This window comes from Solibacillus sp. FSL K6-1554 (assembly GCF_038005185.1).
GTDB lineage: Bacteria > Bacillota > Bacilli > Bacillales_A > Planococcaceae > Solibacillus > Solibacillus silvestris.
Window position 1 is genome coordinate 423,708 of record NZ_JBBOSS010000001.1, and the last position, 18,336, is coordinate 442,043.

17 protein-coding genes are annotated in these 18,336 nt (G+C 38.6%); 14 read left to right on the forward strand and 3 right to left on the reverse strand.

All coding sequences use genetic code 11. The features are described from left to right. Positions 1-163: 163 nt before the first annotated feature. The 5 genes from MHB58_RS02110 (at position 164) to MHB58_RS02130 (ending at position 5,140) form a co-directional block, all read left to right on the forward strand. Positions 164-748, forward strand: a complete 585-nt coding sequence (locus tag MHB58_RS02110) for a glycosidase (RefSeq protein ID WP_340734582.1) — start codon at positions 164-166, stop codon at positions 746-748. 118 nt (positions 749-866) lie between these two features. Continuing rightward, on the forward strand, positions 867-1,766 hold the full coding sequence (locus tag MHB58_RS02115) for an ABC transporter ATP-binding protein (protein WP_008406307.1): 900 nt from the start codon (positions 867-869) through the stop codon (positions 1,764-1,766). Then, positions 1,759-2,952 carry an ABC transporter permease gene (locus MHB58_RS02120; protein ID WP_340734583.1) on the forward strand — a complete coding sequence of 398 codons (1,194 nt, stop codon included), beginning with the start codon at positions 1,759-1,761 and terminating at the stop codon, positions 2,950-2,952. Before MHB58_RS02115 ends, MHB58_RS02120 begins: the two co-directional genes overlap by 8 nt. Before the next feature lie 146 nt (positions 2,953-3,098). Beyond that, a complete protein-coding gene (locus tag MHB58_RS02125; protein WP_014824843.1) occupies positions 3,099-4,400 on the forward strand; it encodes a sensor histidine kinase in 1,302 nt (433 codons plus the stop codon). 5 nt (positions 4,401-4,405) lie between these two features. Beyond that, the gene (locus MHB58_RS02130; protein WP_014824842.1) at positions 4,406-5,140 is read left to right on the forward strand and encodes a LytR/AlgR family response regulator transcription factor; all 735 of its coding nucleotides are present in this window, start codon (positions 4,406-4,408) and stop codon (positions 5,138-5,140) included. A 152-nt stretch (positions 5,141-5,292) separates the two neighbouring features. Here MHB58_RS02130 and helD read toward each other — a convergent pair whose 3' ends face one another. After that, entirely contained in the window at positions 5,293-7,515 is a 2,223-nt protein-coding gene (gene helD / locus MHB58_RS02135) for an RNA polymerase recycling motor HelD (protein WP_340734584.1), read from the reverse strand. A 19-nt stretch (positions 7,516-7,534) separates the two neighbouring features. Further along, on the reverse strand, positions 7,535-8,557 hold the full coding sequence (locus MHB58_RS02140) for a DUF2804 domain-containing protein (RefSeq protein ID WP_008406312.1): 1,023 nt from the start codon (positions 8,555-8,557) through the stop codon (positions 7,535-7,537). A gap of 140 nt (positions 8,558-8,697) precedes the next feature. On the opposite strand from MHB58_RS02140, the gene MHB58_RS02145 reads away from it, so the two are divergent. The 8 genes from MHB58_RS02145 (at position 8,698) to MHB58_RS02180 (ending at position 16,732) form a co-directional block, all read left to right on the forward strand. Further along, the gene (locus tag MHB58_RS02145; protein ID WP_340734585.1) at positions 8,698-9,195 is read left to right on the forward strand and encodes an amidase domain-containing protein; all 498 of its coding nucleotides are present in this window, start codon (positions 8,698-8,700) and stop codon (positions 9,193-9,195) included. Positions 9,196-9,368: 173 nt separating this feature from the next. Beyond that, positions 9,369-9,932, forward strand: a complete 564-nt coding sequence (locus MHB58_RS02150; protein ID WP_014824839.1) for a nitroreductase family protein — start codon at positions 9,369-9,371, stop codon at positions 9,930-9,932. A gap of 209 nt (positions 9,933-10,141) precedes the next feature. Then, entirely contained in the window at positions 10,142-12,115 is a 1,974-nt protein-coding gene (locus MHB58_RS02155) for a methyl-accepting chemotaxis protein (protein ID WP_340734586.1), read from the forward strand. A gap of 125 nt (positions 12,116-12,240) precedes the next feature. Next, a complete protein-coding gene (locus tag MHB58_RS02160; protein WP_065217449.1) occupies positions 12,241-12,768 on the forward strand; it encodes a hypothetical protein in 528 nt (175 codons plus the stop codon). 100 nt (positions 12,769-12,868) lie between these two features. Beyond that, positions 12,869-13,495 carry a general stress protein gene (locus tag MHB58_RS02165; RefSeq protein ID WP_065217448.1) on the forward strand — a complete coding sequence of 209 codons (627 nt, stop codon included), beginning with the start codon at positions 12,869-12,871 and terminating at the stop codon, positions 13,493-13,495. 607 nt (positions 13,496-14,102) lie between these two features. Beyond that, complete coding sequence (locus tag MHB58_RS02170; RefSeq protein WP_340734587.1) at positions 14,103-14,801, forward strand: CoA transferase subunit A; 699 nt, start codon at positions 14,103-14,105, stop codon at positions 14,799-14,801. After that, complete coding sequence (locus MHB58_RS02175) at positions 14,801-15,433, forward strand: 3-oxoacid CoA-transferase subunit B (protein WP_445683143.1); 633 nt, start codon at positions 14,801-14,803, stop codon at positions 15,431-15,433. The genes MHB58_RS02170 and MHB58_RS02175 overlap by 1 nt, the downstream gene beginning before the upstream one ends. Positions 15,434-15,706: 273 nt before the next feature. Continuing rightward, entirely contained in the window at positions 15,707-16,732 is a 1,026-nt protein-coding gene (locus MHB58_RS02180; RefSeq protein WP_008406327.1) for a M14 family zinc carboxypeptidase, read from the forward strand. A gap of 117 nt (positions 16,733-16,849) precedes the next feature. Here MHB58_RS02180 and MHB58_RS02185 read toward each other — a convergent pair whose 3' ends face one another. Beyond that, on the reverse strand, positions 16,850-17,251 hold the full coding sequence (locus MHB58_RS02185; protein WP_340734588.1) for a DoxX family protein: 402 nt from the start codon (positions 17,249-17,251) through the stop codon (positions 16,850-16,852). Between the two features lie 363 nt (positions 17,252-17,614). Between MHB58_RS02185 and MHB58_RS02190 the strand changes: the two genes are divergently transcribed. After that, entirely contained in the window at positions 17,615-18,316 is a 702-nt protein-coding gene (locus tag MHB58_RS02190) for a hypothetical protein (protein WP_340734589.1), read from the forward strand. Positions 18,317-18,336: the final 20 nt, after the last annotated feature.

Genomic DNA, 18,336 nt, shown 5'->3' on the forward strand with positions numbered 1-18,336 from the left:
AGATTTAAGTGCTTACGAAGCAAACGTTCATGATTATATGAACGTTTTTTTTATGCGAAAAAAGAACGGTAATGATTGGTTTCTTGGTTTTGAAGATCCTTTAAACATTAATCAGACAAACAAAATTATAGTGAAATCAGGCAATTACCAAAGGGGGGATATTTTGAAAGTATTGATTGTTTCAATGTCTACGTTGTTTATCGAAGCATTACAAATAGCGATTCGTGATAAGCGCCCGGCTTGGCAAGTAGATACTTATGCCATTCAAGCTCCTCTTTTTAATCAGACATTACGGAAAAAGATTAAAGAACAGTGTATTGATGTAGTGGTAATTGAAACAACAAACCAGCATTTTGCGCTGATTATTGAAAGTTTAAAAAAAGTGAAGGGCCCCGAAGTAGACATTATGCTTCTTGTAGATTCAAGAATGGGGGAGGTTTACCATCTATTAAAAGATGAAGAACGCTGGGCAAGTGTGACAAAAAATACAAGGTTGGACGAATTTGTACTACTAATGGAATCGTTTAAGAGTAATATATCAAATTTACTTGAGGTTTCATTAAAAGAGTTGGATAAAAAAATCCTAAGAGATTTAGCGGTTGGTCATACATTTGAGTTCATCCAGCATAAACGGGGGATGTCAGCAGAAGAAATTGATCAGTCACTTTATCGGATTAATACCTATTTTAAAGTACCGAATTATATCGAGTCGATCAGTAAGGCATTTGAACAGAAAATCATTACGTAGTTAAACATAAAAGGAGGCAATAAAATGAAAAATATTTTAAGAACTGTAGTTGGAGTTGGTATTGGAGTCGTCGTTATTTCTATTATTAAAATGTTCAGCTAAGGGAGTAACCGTGCAAATGACCTTTCAAATTAAAAATTTAAATAAAAGCTTTGGCAATAAAAAAGCAGTGAACAATATTTCCATTCAATTAGAAGAAGGACAAATCCTTGGTATGCTAGGCAGAAATGGTGCAGGAAAAACAACAACCATACGTATGATGCTAGAGCTGATTCCTAAGGATAGTGGTCAAATCTTATGGAAAGGAAAGCCTTTCTCAAAGAAAAACTTGAAAATAGGTTATTTACCTGAGGAACGTGGACTTTACGCTAAAATGAATGTTTTAGATCAAATTATTTACTTTGGTATGTTGGAAGGTATGAGCAAAAAAGAGGCGAAAAGCGAGGCACTAAAGTGGTTGGAAAAGCTTGAAATCTCTTATGCGGCGAAAAAGCGTACCGAACAATTGTCGAAAGGGAACCAGCAAAAAGTACAATTAATTACTGCGATAATACATGACCCGAATTTTATCATTTTAGATGAGCCGTTTAGCGGGTTAGATCCCGTTAATGCAGATATGTTAAAAAGAGTCGTAAAAGAATTAATCGCTAAAAAGAAAACAATCATTTTTTGCAGCCACCAAATGGAACAAGTTGAATCATTCTGCAGCCAAATCTGTATTTTAAAGGATGGGAATATGATTGTTTCTGACAAGTTGGCAAATGTAAAGAGCTCCTATGACTACCGCTACTTGGAGCTGGAAACTTCAGCTGCCGACTTGAAGGACTATCTTACGCTTAAACAATATGATTTCACCGAGGAAAACAACCGTTATAAGTTACGAATTCCAAGAAGTGAAAAAATATATCAGCTCATTCAGGAGTTTGGCGAGAAATTCGAACTTCAGGGGATTTCGTTAAAAGATCCAAGCTTGCATGAAATCTTTATTGAACGGACGGGAGGCGATGTCATTGCGTAATTTCAATATTGTATTCAGCACCGTTTTCAAAGAAGCTGTGAAGACAAAAGCATATATATATATTACGCTCGGCATGCTCGTATTAAGTGTATTGCTATTTGCCTCCCCGTCGATTCTTAAAAGCTTCACGAAGGACGGTTCAGAAGAAACATATAAACTTGTGAATCGAACATCTTTAAATTTATCCGAACAAGAGCTATCTGGGGTGGTTGGGAACTGGCAGATTGTAAACGATGGAAGGGTAGAGAGCCTAAAAGAAGAGATTAAAACAGAAGAACTCGCCGGCTTTTTTGTATTGGAAGATCGATTGGACTTAATGCAGCTAAATATTTTTATGCCAAAAGTGAACAATGAACTACTGCTCGCGTTAGAATCTTATATTGAACAAAAGAGAGTGGCGTCTATTGTGGAAGCTCAATCCATTCATCCGACAGTTGTTCAGGCATTAAACGCACCATTGCAGACTAACTTTGAATCATTATATGAAACAGAGCCAAATGCCTTACTTATTGTCTATGGATTGATTGCGATTATGTTTTTAGCCATTTCCACATACGGGAATAATGTCGCAACAGCAATTGCCTCTGAAAAATCTTCCCGAGTGATGGAGGTCATGATTACAAAGGTAGCGCCAGTACCGATGATGTACGGCAAAATTTTAGGTATTGGACTAGCAAGCTTAGCTCAATTATTTATCTTTATCGGAGGCCTTCTGTTATGGGCAAACTTAGGGGTTTTTAATATTCCTGAAGGTTCATTTGTCCAGGCTGTAATAGAGACAATTACTTGGGAAACAGCAGCATATATTCTCATTTTCTTCATCATTGGATATTTCATCTATGCGACTTTGTTTGCAATTGTAGGATCGATGGTAAGCCGTCCGGATGATTTATCGAGTGCAACAATGCCAATCGTGATTTTATTAATGGCCAGTTTGACAGTAGAAATATTGTTTGTCATGGATTATCCGGAAGGGACGTTGACAAAAGTAACCTCGTACATTCCATTTACAGCACCAATGAGCGTATTGATTCGTATTGTCTATAATACAATTGCTCCGGTTGAAATTATCGTTTCATTGATGATCATGATTTTATTTATTGCCTTATTTGCCGGTGTAGCTGCAAAAATTTATCCAAAAGGCGTTCTGAAATCCGATAGTTTAACAATAAAACAATTATTTTAATTTAAATAATAGGTATTCGGTTTTCCTTTATCACAGAAGGTTATAAGAGTTTTTTCAAGAGCTAAAGCAGCTTTTGGAAAAACTTTTTAATTTTTTTAATTAGTATATAATGGATATAAAGTGAAATTATAACGGAGTGGTAATGAGTGGATGGACTTACAATTGAATTCATTTTATTGTTCATTATTCAATATATAATGTTACTATTTTTTAGCACATATGTATTGGACCTGTCATGGTCAAAAAAACAATTACTAACGATTTTACTAATTATATTTTTACCAACTTTTATATTGTTTCAATTTTTTGATGCAATCTCGATTTTATATTATTTAGCTATATTGGCAATAATGATTTATCGCAAAACCCGTGTCGTTATTCATATTTTCCATGTATTTATGGCCCTTATTTTTTTAGTTATTTCGGATAATATTTCAAGTATAGTGATTTTCTATTTGCTTGGTGGAATCAACAATGAACAACTAACATTTTTCAGCTTTACGATATTGTTCATTTTATTGGGCTTACTTTTTGCTTTTTGTTATAAACGCATTGCTAAATATTTGATTAATCGATGGGTATTACATCATTACGTATCCTATATACTAGTGTTTCTCAGTGTAATTACAGTAGTGTTTATGTATATCAACATCATGAATATTGACCATGAAAATTTTAATGAGAGCGTCCAGAATAATTTGGCAATGTTTTTGATTTATCTAGCGTTACTGACAATCAGTATTTTTGTCATTGTCTTTTTAGCAATTAAACAATTTAAAATGGAACAACGGGAACAAGAAATAAATAACTTCGAATCCTATGTTGCCTCACTTGAACAAATTAATCAGGATATGCGTAAGTTTAAACATGATTACGTTAATATCTTATCTTCTTTACGTACATTTATTGATGATAAAAATTATGAGGGTCTCCATACATACTTTTATGACCATATATTAGAAACGAATCATCAGGAACAATTAAATCAGCAATCGATGATGGTGTTGAATAATCTAAAAATAAATAGTTTGAAAGGGTTATTAACGACAAAAATCTTACAGGCACAATCCCATCACGTTCCCTTTCATATTGAAATTGTGGAAGAAATCAATGATATACCGGTAGATCCGATTATTTTAAATCGTATGGTAGGTATTGTGCTGGACAATGCAATTGAAGCAGCACGGGAAATCGAGAATGGCCAAGTACGCGTTGCCTTTATTCAAATAAATGAAGCCATTTTATTAGTCGTAACTAACAAATTTGATGAATCTACAAATATAAAAGTACATGAAATTTACCAAGAGGGTTTTTCAACTAAGGGAGAGAGTCGAGGTATAGGCTTAGCTAATTTACGTCAAATGAAAAATAAATTACAAAATGTTAGTTTAAATACAAAAATTAGCCCTCCTTATTTTATTCAGGAAATGGAGTTTAAAAAGGGGTAGATTATATGAATATTGTTATTTGTGAAGATGATCGAGTTCAATTGGAGAAAACGAAAGAAATAATCGAGAACTACGCTATGATGGAAGATAACGGAATAAAAGTAGTACTTGCTACAGCTAACCCTCATGATGTTTTATCATTTTTACAAGAAGACAAGGCGGACTGTTATTTTTTAGATATCGATTTAAAAGACGAAATTACAGGTATTACATTAGGAAGCAAAATTCGGGAAGAGGATCCTATTGCCAGCTTAGTGTATATTACAACACATGCAGAAATGAGCTTTCTTACGTTTATTTATAAATTGGCTGCACTAGATTTTATTATTAAAGATAATCCAGATTCGTTAAAGGAAAAGTTATTGTCAACTTTAAAAGAAGCTCACCGACGTTATTTAAAGTTGGGTGAACAAGACAATATTCAAAAACTGCAAATCAAAACAACGGGACGTACGCATAATATCGATTTTCAAAACATTTATTTTTTTGAAGCTTCACCAGACTCCCATAAAATTATCTTACATTTGGAAAATGAACATATTGAATTTTACGGACGGTTAAAAAATTATGAAGGGTTACATCCTGATTTTTACCGCTGTCATAAATCTTTTATAGTGAATAAAAGTAAGATAAAAAACATTGATTCAAAAGAAAGATCTATTAATTTAGATAATGGTGAACTTTGCTATGCATCAGCAAGGCTTATTAAAGGTTTGTTAAAGGAAACTACTTTTACATGAAGGGTGAAGGGGATTGGATACAGCGCTTTCCACTGTAAGCCCGCCTCTATAGCGTAACGGTATAAAGGCGGGCACAAAGAACAGCGGAATTAACTAAAGAGCTATATGAGAACACTCTATAACTTGTTAGGTTAATAAACGCATACCTGCGTTCACTTCATTAAAAAAGCCTCTTTCGAAGGGCCAATCAAATAAAGCTCGTGCATGGCGCGGGTTAAGGCTACATACAGCAGTTTCCGGTCAAGAGGGTTGTCATCATATGGTGTGTCAAATGACGTGAGAATGACCGCATCAAACTCTAACCCTTTTGCCAAGTGACTTGGGATGACGAGAAGTTTTTGCTGATCAATTGCTGAATTCTCATCAAGTAACTGAGCAGGGACAGCGGAGTTTTCAAGCTGTCCGATTAACTGAACGGCTTCATGTGTCGTCTTGCAAATAAGCGCAATGGATTGATGCTGATTGTCGCGGATTTTTACAAGCACGTCTTGAATAATAGCGGGATCAAACCCTTCCGCAACGATAAATTCAGGTTCTTTTCCATGACGGACAACAGGTTCAACTAGAGGTAAATCCTCATCCATCTGCATCAGGATTTCATTGGCAACATCCATAATTTCAATTGTTGTTCGGTAGCTTTTTTGAAGTGTTGCATACGTTGCGCGCGGGAAAAGAGAAAGTACAGGCTGCCACTCTGTCAGGGACCGGTAGCTATGGATTCCTTGCGCGAGATCGCCAACCATTGTAAACATATCCGTTTCAAGGCCTGCCTTTAAGGCAGCAAGCTGAAAATAGCTGTAATCCTGTACTTCATCGATAAACACGACGCGCATTTTCCACTTATCATCAATACCTTTGATCTTTGCCTGCAAAAAGTAAAGGGCAGCCAAATCTTCCAGCACCCACCGTTCTTTCTGGTGAGCCTTTATAAAATGAGCAACATCTTCCAAGGGCCATTCTGGAGCCACTTCACCCAATAATTCACGGTTCGTCAAAAGCTCTCGGTATAGCTGCTTCACTTTCACTTTTTGGAACTTCTTCATATAAACTGTTGCAACGGATTTTGCTTCCTGTTTAATTTTTGGAACGCGGGCATCCCGTTCATCAATCAGTTTTGTTACTGTACGACGGCGTTTCTCTGCGTCTCGCATGCCATTTAGCGCACGGCCGATTGCATCTTCATAGCGCGTATTCAATGTCGCGAGCACTGCTGCGGTTTTCCGCTTTACCTCTGTTTGAATAACCTTTTTAATACGTTCAAGCCGTTTTTCCACAGGCATATAATGAAATTCTACCAAAAACAGCTTTCGTAAATGTTCGCCTTTCATAATGCGGTATTTTTCAATGAATACATCTTCAAACAATGCTGCAAGCTGTTGTTCATAGTGCTCGATATAGCGGTTCATCATGAGCTCGTAAAATGGACTGCCTTTTGTTTTCGAAATCATGGCATACTCTTGCTGTACGGATGGGTTTGCGATGAGCTGCTCGAGTTGTTCATTCGGATTTTGAAGTTTTAATTTTAGGTTCAGTGCATCAAGCACATATTGCGCATATGTTGTCTGGCAAATTTTATCGACGCCAAGCTCCGGTAATACATCGGCAATATAATCGATAAATAACCGGTTCGGTGCGAGAATCATTAACTGTTCGGGATTGAAATACTCGCCCATCGTATAAAGGAAATACGAAATCCGGTGGAGGGCAATTGTTGTTTTACCTGAACCTGCCGCACCTTGTACAAGAATCGGCTGGCGTAGATGTGCACGAATAATTTCATTTTGTTCTTTTTGGATAGTGGAGACGATTTCCGTTAACCGGACATCGGCTTTTCCTTCGAGCGCTTCCTGGAGGAGCTCATCATTTGTTGTTAAATCGACATCACGGTAATTGATCAGCTCGCCATTTTCAATTTTATATTGGCGCTTGGCAAACAAATGACCGGAATGTGTTTCATCCCGGACATCGTATGTAATATCGCCAAGCCGGCCATCGTAGTAGACGTTTGCGACAGGGGAGCGCCAATCAACAATGATTGGTTCATGTGTTTCGCTGTGGAAAAGCGAGGTTTTTCCGATATAAAGAAATTCCTCATCTTCGTTTTCACGCTGAAAATGGATTCGTGCAAAATACGGTTTTTGACGTATCGCTTCCAACCCTTCTTTTTGATTACGGGCAAGCTCGAAAAAGCGGGTATTCATTAAAATGTTCAGGAAGCTGTCACTGGAATCCAAATATTCCACATTGGCCATCGCAGTACGAATATTTTCCTGTGCCGTCTCAATATCTCTTTTTGAGCTATTTAATATCCGGTCCATATAATGGATCGTTTCGTGCAGGCGCTGTTGTTCCTGTTTAAAATCTTGAGCTGTCATTAAATTTCCCCCTCACGCGTTACCACTTTGCAACATGTTCTTCAATGCAGCCAAGCATTTGCTGGATATGCAGTGTTTTGCCATCATCAAGCTGAATAAATCCATCATAATAACCGACCATTTGGTGGACAGAGGAAACGATGAGTTTAGCATTCGTTTCTGCTACACGTTCAAAAAATGGTGTGAAAGTTAAGTTGACGCGTCCGCTGAATTTCGTTTTGATCGTCCACGGATGCATGAAATTGGTACGATCATAGTGAAACAGAACATCTTCATGAATTTTCGTCATATGCCCGTCGATAAAAATGGCATTTTCGGTCATGCCTGTTCCATCCGTCCATTTACCGCCAAAGTTCAAACCAATCCGCTGACCACGAACTCTCTGTGATGCCATGCCCCAATTCCATGTTGCTTCACGAGGCCAAACACCGCGGCCATAATCGAGTACAGCAAAGCTTTCTTCCGGTGTAAACGTAAAGGTGCGGTTCCCGATTTTTACAGAACCCGAAGTTGGTAACGTGTGATGTTTCGCCGTAAATTGGAATGTACGGCGATTCCATGGAATGACCACATTGAGGGAGTCATCGCCTTTCGGATGTGCAATTGTGAGCTCTGCATGCAAAGGGTCACCATCAAAATCAGGCGCGGTCACTGTTAAATGGGTCTCGCGATTGAAGTATGTAAGTTGGATGGACATTTCCGTATTTTTATATTGAATTGTTTCCAGCACTTGCGTCGGCATTTTTACTTTTGCCCCAAGTGGAATTAAGATTGTTTTTTCAAAGTAACGTTGTGTCTCGTATTCGAGGAAATAAACAAAGCATACAGCCGCATAATCCATATGACTGATTGTCGCGGAAAATAAAATTTCCTCACCATATACACACCAGTAATTCCATTTTTTCTTGCGCATAAAATGCCCTGACAAATTACTGTCGATAATAGGTCTACGTGCAAAACCGATTGCTTCCGGATTTAAATTCCCTTTTTTATCGCAAAGGGTTATAGGAAGAAAAATTTCCCTTTCTGCATGTTGTGTCATCATAATTCCCCCTAACCGTTTCATAATTTCGATAAAATAATTGTATCAAAGATTTACAAAAACAGGGGATTTTTGCTCTACATTCACAACACTTTCATAATTAGAAAGTACTCGACATACGCTGTGAAAAAAGGAGAAGATTGTTGCCTACTTATAATCGGATGGCTGCTGTGGCTTATGCAAATAGATGGTGGGACAGCTTTAATCCTGAATATCCGGTATTTCGGGATGACTGTACGAACTTTATCTCTCAATGTTTACGTGCTGGAGGGGCTCCAATGCGGGGGGCACCGAATCGTGGGCAAGGCTGGTGGATGATCGGACAACCGGAGCGCTGGAGTTATAGCTGGTCTGTTGCACACTCCCTTCGCTGGTATTTGGAAACGTCGACGCAAGGCTTACGCGAGACAAGGGTAAGCTCTGCAAGTGAACTGCAGCTTGGGGATGTCATTTTTTATGATTTTACGGGGGATGGTCGGATAGATCATAGTACAATTGTGACGCGAATTGAGCAGGGGGTTCCGTATGTAAATGCCCATACATCCAACAGCAGCGACCGCATCTATACGTATGAAGATTCATCTGCCTATACTCCAAACATGCAGTACTACTATTACCACATTGAAGATGAGTTTTGAAGGGCTATAGGGAGGGGAAAGGAATAAGCGGAATTTCCCCGCCTGTTTAATACGTTCGAATTGTGGAAACCTGCCTTATAATGAACCTTTTTAATAGAATTCCCTCAATGTAATATGTTAAATAGAGATCATTCATGCTAATGTAAGAGTAGTAATTGAAGGAGGATTTGGCGATGACTTTATCAGTAAGAGACGCAGTATTACAACGCCGTTCGATTAAACTGTTTAACGGACAGCAAGTTGACAAAAAGGCAGTAATGGAAATTTTGGATGATGCAAAATGGGCACCGAATCACGGCAACCGTCAGCCATGGCGCATTGTAGTAGGTGCAGAGGAGCAGTTACCAAAAGTACATGAACTGCTTCGAGACCTTGCAGTTCCGAAATGGCAGGAGCTTTCAGAAGATGCGCTTGCTATTCAAATGAAGAAATTCACATTGGCCGGTGCGTACGCTTTTGTGCTAGTAACAGAAGATGTTCGTCAAAAAGAACGGTTGGAAGACTATGCGGCAGCCGCTTGCTATTTACAAAATGTGCAACTGCTGGCGTGGGAAAAAGGCATCGGCACATGCTGGAAAACTCCGGGCTTTTTAGACAATCCGAAATTCCGTGAAGCATTAAATGCACAGCCACATGAGCGTGTCATTTCGATGTTCCAGTTCGGATATTACGATAATGTGCCAAATGTAAGAACACGAAAAGACCTTTCTGAATTCGTAACGGAGTTTGGCCAATAATGGATTGAATGCATGAGGAAGCGGTGACTTCCTTATGCTTTTTTTATGGAACCTACTCAAATACTTAAATATTATATTTATGCAACAATATTTACTTATACTTAATTGGGAATCGAGATACTTACATTATAAAATTGAATGTTGTATATAAAAATAATAGATGAGAAATTCATTCGGGGATACGGAGAGATTTCACCAAAGGAGTTACTATGCAATTTAAAAGTTTAAAGACCCGGCTAATGATAATCTTGTTGTTAGTTGGAATTATTCCTGTGTTTACAACGGTTACGTACAATTATTTTGCAACATCAAACAGCTTCGAAGACATTCAATTTGATAAGCAAAATGAAATAGAACAAGGTGTTTCACATTATTTTGAGAAAACCGCAGCCGACTTGCAATATTTAGCAGAGCTGTATGCCAAAGATCCGGAAATTCAGCAATTGCTCATGAATACTGATCGTGCTGCTGTTCAATCTGCTGGTGAAACACTATTTAATAAATTAAATGCGCAACATAAACTGGCCGTCATGGAAATTGGCGATGAAAAAGGGAAGGTATATTTAAGAGGTCATAATCCTACCAAATTCGGTGATGACAAGTCAGATATTCCCGCAATTCAAGGCGCACTTGAAGGAAATGCTTATAGCGGATTTGAATATGGTTCAAGCGGATTGGCTGTACGAGCATTTGCCCCGATTGAGGTGAATGAGCAAATTGTCGGGACATTGCAAATAGGCCTTGGCAATGAGTTTATTGCAGAAGTACAAAATTTATTCCCGGGTATGTCACTTCAACTTCTTAATGGAGAGGGCGAAATTGTTGAATCATCCGAACAAGCAAATATTGGCACCAAGCTAAACGGTCAGGCAGTTTCGGATGTTCTTGCCGGAAAATCAAGTCAATATAAAGATGATGGCGACCATATAATCGAAAGCTTTTTACCAATGGAAGACCCGGCTGCAGTTTCGGTAATCGGCGGCATTCATCTCATACAAAATATAGAAGAAACGCAATCCGCAATGGCCAGCATGATCAACATGAGTGCTGCGATTTTAATCATCACAATCATTCTTGCTGTCCTTGTTGCATTTTTCTTTAGTCGCTCAATAACAAAGCCAATCATTCATACCTCACAACTGATGCATGTACTAAGTAGAGGCGAATTGACACAGCATATGGATGATCATAATCGTCACGATGAAATTGGCCGGTTAATGACGGATATGAAAGTGATGCAAGAACAGTTGCATGGGACAATTTCGGAAGTTTCTTTTGCATCAAGTAGTGTCAAAGCGCAAAGTACAATGCTTGCTCAATCGACAAATGAAGTATCTACTGGTGCACTGGCGATTGCCGAAACGATGGAAGCACTGTCGCGCGGGATTGAGACTCAAACGAATGAAATCACCGAAGTATATGAAGCGGTAACAGATTTTTCTCAAACATTGAAGGAAACTACCGAGCAAGGAACAAAGCTTGAAACGCTATCGCATAACGTTCTTTCCCTTTCATCGGAAGGTACAAAAATGATGGAAACTTCAAATGGACAGATGGAACAAATTCATGAAATAATGCAGACGGCCATTGAAAAAATGGGGGATTTAAGACAACGTGTTGGACAGATTTCATCATTTGTGAAAATTATTGAAGATGTCGCAAACCAGACGAATCTGCTTGCATTAAATGCGTCAATCGAGGCAGCTCGTGCCGGTGAATATGGTAAAGGGTTTGCCGTTGTTGCCGAAGAAGTGCGCAAACTTGCCGAGCAGGTAGCCAAATCGGTAACGGAAATTACAACGATTGTCGGTACAGTTCAGTACGGAACGAAAGAATTGAGCAATTCATTACAGCAAGGCTTTATGACAGTTGAAGCAGGTTCATCGCAGCTTGCAGATACGGCCGAAACTTTCAGGGAAATCGAACACTCTGTACTTCAAATGGATCAGTTTATGAAGCAAGTGCTTGTTCAGCTACAAGCGATGAACAAGGAAGGGCAGAATATCAATGATTCCATGCAGGAAATTTCAGCGATTACAGAAGAAACTACAGCTAGCGTAGAAGAAACAACGGCTACAATTGTTCAAACAAGTGCCACGATGGGAAATGTTGCGTCAACGACAGAGCAACTCGCTGAACTGGCCGAGAAGTTGGATGCTATCTTGAAAGAATATAAAGTGTAAATTCTAAAAAGCAAAAGGAGTTGCCGTTTCGTGCTGGCAGCTCCTTTAATTATTCTCTTCCGAATAATTTGGAAGATTTGATGGTAACGTAGTATACAATTCTTTTAAGAAAGGGTGGGATATAAATGAAAAAAGTATTATTTCTGCTCGGGCTTCTATTATTGGCAGGGTGTTCGGAAGAAATAGTCGCGTATGAAGGAATGCCGTTAAAAATTGCCGTTTTAGGGGAGTTCAACGACAGTTACAATACAAATATAGATATTGTAGAAATTACATTTGAAACACTTGAAGAAGCGGTTACGAATCCGGCTTTGGAATATGATGCACTTTTTATTACGCCTACTGTTTTTGAACAAGCTTCCCAGGATGAATATATTAAGATATATAAGGATGCACTGATTCCAATCATCTATTATGGTGCAGCGAAAGGGCATTTTGCTTTTACGAAAGAAAACATAACTTACGATACACTGCACTTTCAAAATCTGATAAATGGTTCACATTCAACGCTTTATTTACATAATGAAATACTAGTAGGAGAGGAATTGTCAGAAATCAAATGTGATGTCGACGTATTCAATTTTTACTTAAACGGAGACCGTTATGATATTATGCTGAAAGAAATTTATGAAAAAATTGAAACGCTAACTTGAATTGATTGGAGCAAAAATCCTTTATGCATTTTTTTGAAAAGGTTTTGTATGAGGGAGATGGGGAAAAGGTACTTACGAATAATTTAATGGAGGGATGCAAATGTTTTTTGATGAGCCGAAACAGAAGATTGATGTTGCCTATACGAAACAGGAATTGCTAGAAAAACTCCAGGAATTACGTAGACCGGACAATGAATTGGAAGGTACACATATTTACGTTTTAACAAAAGATGTGGACGAATTTCACTCCATCGCACGCGATCAGCAAGTGTCACTTATTACAACAAATGGTGTCCGCAGTATAGTGAAAACAGCATTGACGAAGGAATCGCCAATTGAAGAGAAAATTCGCCGCCTCGGTTTACCGGAAAACAAGCGGCTTGAATACGAAAAAATAATTGAAGAAGGCGGGAAACTGCTCATAACAGGTACCGACCCATTTGATGAAGAAGATTGGACAGGCCATACACTCGATGACTGGATTACAAACCGTTCTAATCCATCGAACCTCATTAACAAAGAGGTAATGGATGAACGTCCTGTACCATTTGAGCCTGAGAAAAAATATGAAGCATTACCGAATACAAGTGTTGCAGGAGATTTTGGTCGCAGCGGTGATGTGGATGATCCGGATATTATTCCGTTACAAGACGATCAGCGCATTGTTCGCGACCCGAATACAAAAGAAATTGGAATTTATCAGGCACCGCATGAAAAACAAAATTAAAATGGAGAGTCAGACTGTTCGTTAGGGCGGTTTGGCTTTTTTGTGTGGGAGCAGGAGCAGGAGCAGGAGCAGGAATTTATTAGAACAATTGAAGGGGTTATTAGAAAGTTGGGGGGAGAGTATTAGAAAATGAGTCAGCGTAGACTGTATTTTTAATTGGGAAAGGTGCTCAGGAAGGCTGGGACTGATTTTATTAGAACAAGGGGGCGGGATATTAGAAGAAGTGGGAGTGTTATTAGAAAGTCCCGGGAGGTTATTAGAAGATTGGTTGTATTCGTGGCAGTGTAGACTGTATTTATTCGGAAAAGGTGCTAGGGGGAGTCGGGAGCTGATTTTATTAGAACAATGCTACGGGTTATTAGAACAACGGTGGGGGATATTCCAAAATGCAGCGAGGATTTTAGAATAAAGCGCGGACTTATTAGAACATCTCGGGAATATATTTGAAAATCGGCAGTTTATTAGAACAAATAAAAATATATTAGAACATTTCGAAGTTTATTAGAACATGCACGCCAGAAATACCACCCAATAGAAAAACAGATTTTTAGAGGGAATCCAGTCTTTTTGTAGAATATTTTGTATGGATGTGAAAGGGGATAAAGACATGGACAAAGTAGTAGCTTCTGTACAACAGGCGATTCAGGCAATAGAAGATGGAGCTGTATTATTAGTGGGGGGCTTCGGGTTATGCGGTATTCCGGAAAATCTAATTCAGGCGGTAAAAGATAAAGGAACAAAAAATCTGACGGTTGTCAGCAATAACTGCGGTGTCGATGATTTCGGGCTCGGCATTCTGTTACAAGACAAGCAGATTAAGAAAATCATTGCTTCTTATGTAGGGGAAAATAAAACATTTGAACAACAGTATTTAAACGGTGAGCTAGAAGTGGAATTAACTCCACAAGGTACATTGGCGGAACGCATTCGTGCTGGTGGTGCAGGCATACCGGGATTTTATACGGCAACAGGTGTTGGTACGCCAATCGCAGAGGGGAAAGAGACGAAGGAATTCGACGGCAAAACATACTTGTTAGAACGCGCAATTACAGGAGATTTTGCGCTTGTGAAAGCATGGAAAGCCGATCGCTCTGGGAATCTTGTGTTCCGTAAAACATCGCGTAACTTTAATCCGCTTTGTGCGACAGCGGGTAAAGTGACGATTGTCGAAGTCGAGCAACTTGTCGAAACAGGCGAACTGGATCCGGACGAAATTCATCTGCCGGGCATTTATGTGCAGCATATTGTCCATAGCGAGTCATTTGAAAAACGCATTGAACGCCGAACTGTAAGGGAGGAAGCATAATGGATGCACGCATGAAAATTATCCGACGCGCGGTGAAGGAAATACAGGACGGAACATATGTAAATTTAGGCATCGGCATGCCAACTTTGATCGCAAATGAAATCCCGGAGCATTATAATGTAATGCTGCAGTCGGAAAACGGACTGCTCGGAATAGGGCCATACCCGACTGAAACAGAAGTCGATGCCGACCTGATCAATGCCGGGAAGGAAACGGTCACAGCAAAAGTAGGCGCGACGTTTTTTGATAGCGCGGAAAGCTTTGCGATGATTCGTGGCGGGCATATTGATTTAGCTATTCTCGGCGGAATGGAAGTGTCGGAAGAGGGAGACCTGGCTAACTGGATGATTCCAGGAAAGGTAGTAAAAGGGATGGGCGGAGCGATGGACTTAGTTGTCGGCGCGAAAAAGGTCATCGTCATTATGGAACATACGAACAAATACGGTGAGTCGAAAGTGAAACGTGAATGCTCATTGCCATTGACAGGAAAAGGCGTTGTTCACCAGTTAATTACTGAACTGGCGGTATTTAATTTTCAAGATGGCAAGATGCAGCTAGTGGAGCTTCAGGATGGTGTGACATTAGAGGAAGTGGAAGAAAAAACAGAGGCTATGTTTGAAGTGAAACTGTAAAATCATGCGCAAAAAGCAGCTCAGCTTTTTGCGCATTTTTAATTTCCATACAACAGGGTTTAGTGACTTTTACTCTATAAAAACTTGAAAAGAACAGCGAAATAGTGAGTAAAATAATATACACCATTATTGGTAAATTAAAACAAATGCTCTATGTTTGATGCAATTAAATTGATAGATTCCCTCTATATACGATTATCGAATTGGTGGATATTCTTATAGTATGAATTATTATTTTAATAATTTTGAAAATTAAAGTAATGGAGGGGTCTTATGAAAAAGAAAGCGTTAGCACTATCCTTAACCAGTATTTTGGCACTGGGAGCTGTTACACCAGCTTCATTAACTGCCTATGCTGTAGGTGAAGGACCGAACTATGGTGGAAATGAATCGATTCAAACGTCAATCCTATATACGTACGATGAAATGGTTAATTATCTTAAAAAGCAAGATGCGAAACAAGATGCTATGCAACTTGAGGTGATTGGTCAAACGGTAAAAAAACGAGATATTTACATGGCTAAATATATTAAAAATCCAAATAACCCGACAATCCTATTTTTGACACAACAGCATGGTAATGAACAATTAACGACAGAAGGTGCACTAGAATTTATCAAGCATCTTGGAACAGGTAAAACAAAAGGCGTACTGGATAATGTCAATATACTTATTGTGCCAATGTTAAATGCAGATGGTGCGATGGGAGATGTCGATTTTTCTCTTGATGATTACATCGCTGATGGTGGACGAAATTTAACACGCTACAATGCAGTAGGGGCAGACTTAAATCGTGATCATGTTGATAAAGTGCACCCGGAAACTCAGGCTCTTCATAAAAATGTTTTACAAAAGTATAAAATTGATTACATGATTGACCTGCATCACCAAGGCACTCAAGCGAGACGAGACGGGAAATTAGTATCAGGTTCTATGCTTTATCCTACAAATGATAAAGTAAAACCGGAAGTACTAGAGAAGTCGAAAAAATTGGGAGCTGTTGTATTTAATGCCGTTGATTCTACTGGATGGGGACATTTAGCTAAATATAATGGTGGCAATGGTGAGAATATCGGCCGTAATGGTGCCGCAGTTCAATATGATATTGCTACACTGCTATTTGAAATGCGCGGAATGTCCGATCACTTTAATGAATCGGCAGTTATCGGTCAAAAAAGTAATGGTTACTTAATCAAACAAACGATTACAACACTTGATGCTGCGGTTCAAGCAATAGCAGATCGTTCAATTGAAAATGCAGATATCAGTTTCTGGGACACATTGGATACTCAAAGATAACGGGAAAATGAGTCCAAAAGCCGTAACCGCTTTTACGGTACTTGTATCCTTATGAACTTAAAAAGGAGCAAGAGAGTCTTGTTTTGGACATCTTTTGCTCCTTTTCTCTATTCACTGTTAATCTGCGTTGTTCATTAATTTAGCATCTAGTGATAATGGAGAACGATCTGCGAACATGAAATAAATGCCTAGAGCTACGTAAACAACCTCTAATTCATATCCAGCGTAAGTACCGTCACCAAATAATCCAAGTGATAATTTAGCTGTGAAGATTGCACCAATCATAATCACTGCAAATACTGCGCCGATTACACGAGTACCAAGTCCAAGAATTAATAATAAACCACCGACTAATTCAACAATTGCCACTACAAATGCAAGACCACTCATTAAACCAAGTGATTCGAAGTAACCTGCTGTATTCTCGATGCCTCCTTGAAACTTAACAAATCCATGGTAAAAGAACATAAAACCAAACACCACTCGTACAAATAATGATACCCATTGTTGTCTTGTCATAAAAAAATCCCCCTGATAACTTTTTGTAAATTACTTATTAAAAGTAAGTTTAAAGGTGTAAAATAAAGTGATCTACAATAATGTAGGTCACACCTAATTGATTACTTTTCGTAACTTAGTGTAATAAAGTAATCTAATTGTTTCAATGATATCAGCGTAACTAAAAGAAAAATAGGTATTTTCGACCGAAGATAGCGGTTAAGGACGAAATTCTGAGATATTGTTTAGATTTGTAAGGGGGGCAATGATATGTGTAAAGGGTTAGTTATAAAAATTTATTTATCGACCCCCTAAAAAAGTAAATGCTATCCGAATAACTGGTATGTCCACAATTGGGGCAAAAAAATATTGAGGTGATTGACAATGCGAAAATGGAAACAAACAAGTGTAGCATTACTTATTGCAGGGTTAGCGGTAACTGGGACAAGCTATGCGTTAGCTGATGAAAAAGAGAATGAAGCTATTGAAATGACTCAACAAGAAAATGAATTGACTTCGGATTTAGTGAAAGAGCCAATTGAAACTGTTCAATTGCCAGTTGTTGAAAAGGTTGAAACAGACAAAGCAACAGAAGAAAAGGCAACAGATGAAAAAGTAACTGAAGATAAAGCGACAGAAGATAAGGAAGTAGAAGAAAATGTGCTTCCAGAAGCTCCGGAAGGGTATACAGCTGGAAATCTGGATGCGCTTGGAAAAGCCTATGAAAAGGTTCAAAATCCAACTGCTAAAGCAGCAATTAAACGGAATATGGAACGTTCCATTGAAAAATGGGAGAATAAACAGTCAGAAACTAATGAACAGCCAAAAGTGGAAGCTCCTGAACAACCGGAAACAATAGTTCCTGAGCAAACAGAGGTAAAACAAGAAACAGTGAAGCAAGAAGTGCCGTCAAAACAAGAACAGCCTGCTAAAGTGAAACAGGAGAAAGCTGAAAAAACTGAAAAGGCTCCTGCTCCTCAAGCACAATTAAATGCACAACAAAGAGAACAAAGACAAGAGCTGAGAGCAACTCAAAAAGCAGAGCGTGAAGCTTTAAAAGAAGAAAGTAAAGCGAATAAAGAATAATAAAAGAACTGGAAAAATGA

Excerpts from the sequence above, each read along its gene's own strand:
- MHB58_RS02170 (WP_340734587.1), top strand. The coding sequence starts at position 14,103 with ATGGACAAAGTAGTAGCTTCTGTACAACAGGCGATTCAGGCAATAGAA.
- MHB58_RS02150 (WP_014824839.1), top strand. The coding sequence starts at position 9,369 with ATGACTTTATCAGTAAGAGACGCAGTATTACAACGCCGTTCGATTAAA.
- MHB58_RS02155 (WP_340734586.1), top strand. The coding sequence starts at position 10,142 with ATGCAATTTAAAAGTTTAAAGACCCGGCTAATGATAATCTTGTTGTTA.
- MHB58_RS02190 (WP_340734589.1), top strand. The coding sequence starts at position 17,615 with ATGCGAAAATGGAAACAAACAAGTGTAGCATTACTTATTGCAGGGTTA.
- MHB58_RS02160 (WP_065217449.1), top strand. The coding sequence starts at position 12,241 with ATGAAAAAAGTATTATTTCTGCTCGGGCTTCTATTATTGGCAGGGTGT.
- MHB58_RS02140 (WP_008406312.1), bottom strand. The coding sequence starts at position 8,557 with ATGACACAACATGCAGAAAGGGAAATTTTTCTTCCTATAACCCTTTGC.
- MHB58_RS02165 (WP_065217448.1), top strand. The coding sequence starts at position 12,869 with ATGTTTTTTGATGAGCCGAAACAGAAGATTGATGTTGCCTATACGAAA.
- MHB58_RS02180 (WP_008406327.1), top strand. The coding sequence starts at position 15,707 with ATGAAAAAGAAAGCGTTAGCACTATCCTTAACCAGTATTTTGGCACTG.
- MHB58_RS02175 (WP_445683143.1), top strand. The coding sequence starts at position 14,801 with ATGGATGCACGCATGAAAATTATCCGACGCGCGGTGAAGGAAATACAG.
- helD (WP_340734584.1), bottom strand. The coding sequence starts at position 7,515 with ATGACAGCTCAAGATTTTAAACAGGAACAACAGCGCCTGCACGAAACG.
- MHB58_RS02115 (WP_008406307.1), top strand. The coding sequence starts at position 867 with ATGACCTTTCAAATTAAAAATTTAAATAAAAGCTTTGGCAATAAAAAA.
- MHB58_RS02185 (WP_340734588.1), bottom strand. The coding sequence starts at position 17,251 with ATGACAAGACAACAATGGGTATCATTATTTGTACGAGTGGTGTTTGGT.
- MHB58_RS02130 (WP_014824842.1), top strand. The coding sequence starts at position 4,406 with ATGAATATTGTTATTTGTGAAGATGATCGAGTTCAATTGGAGAAAACG.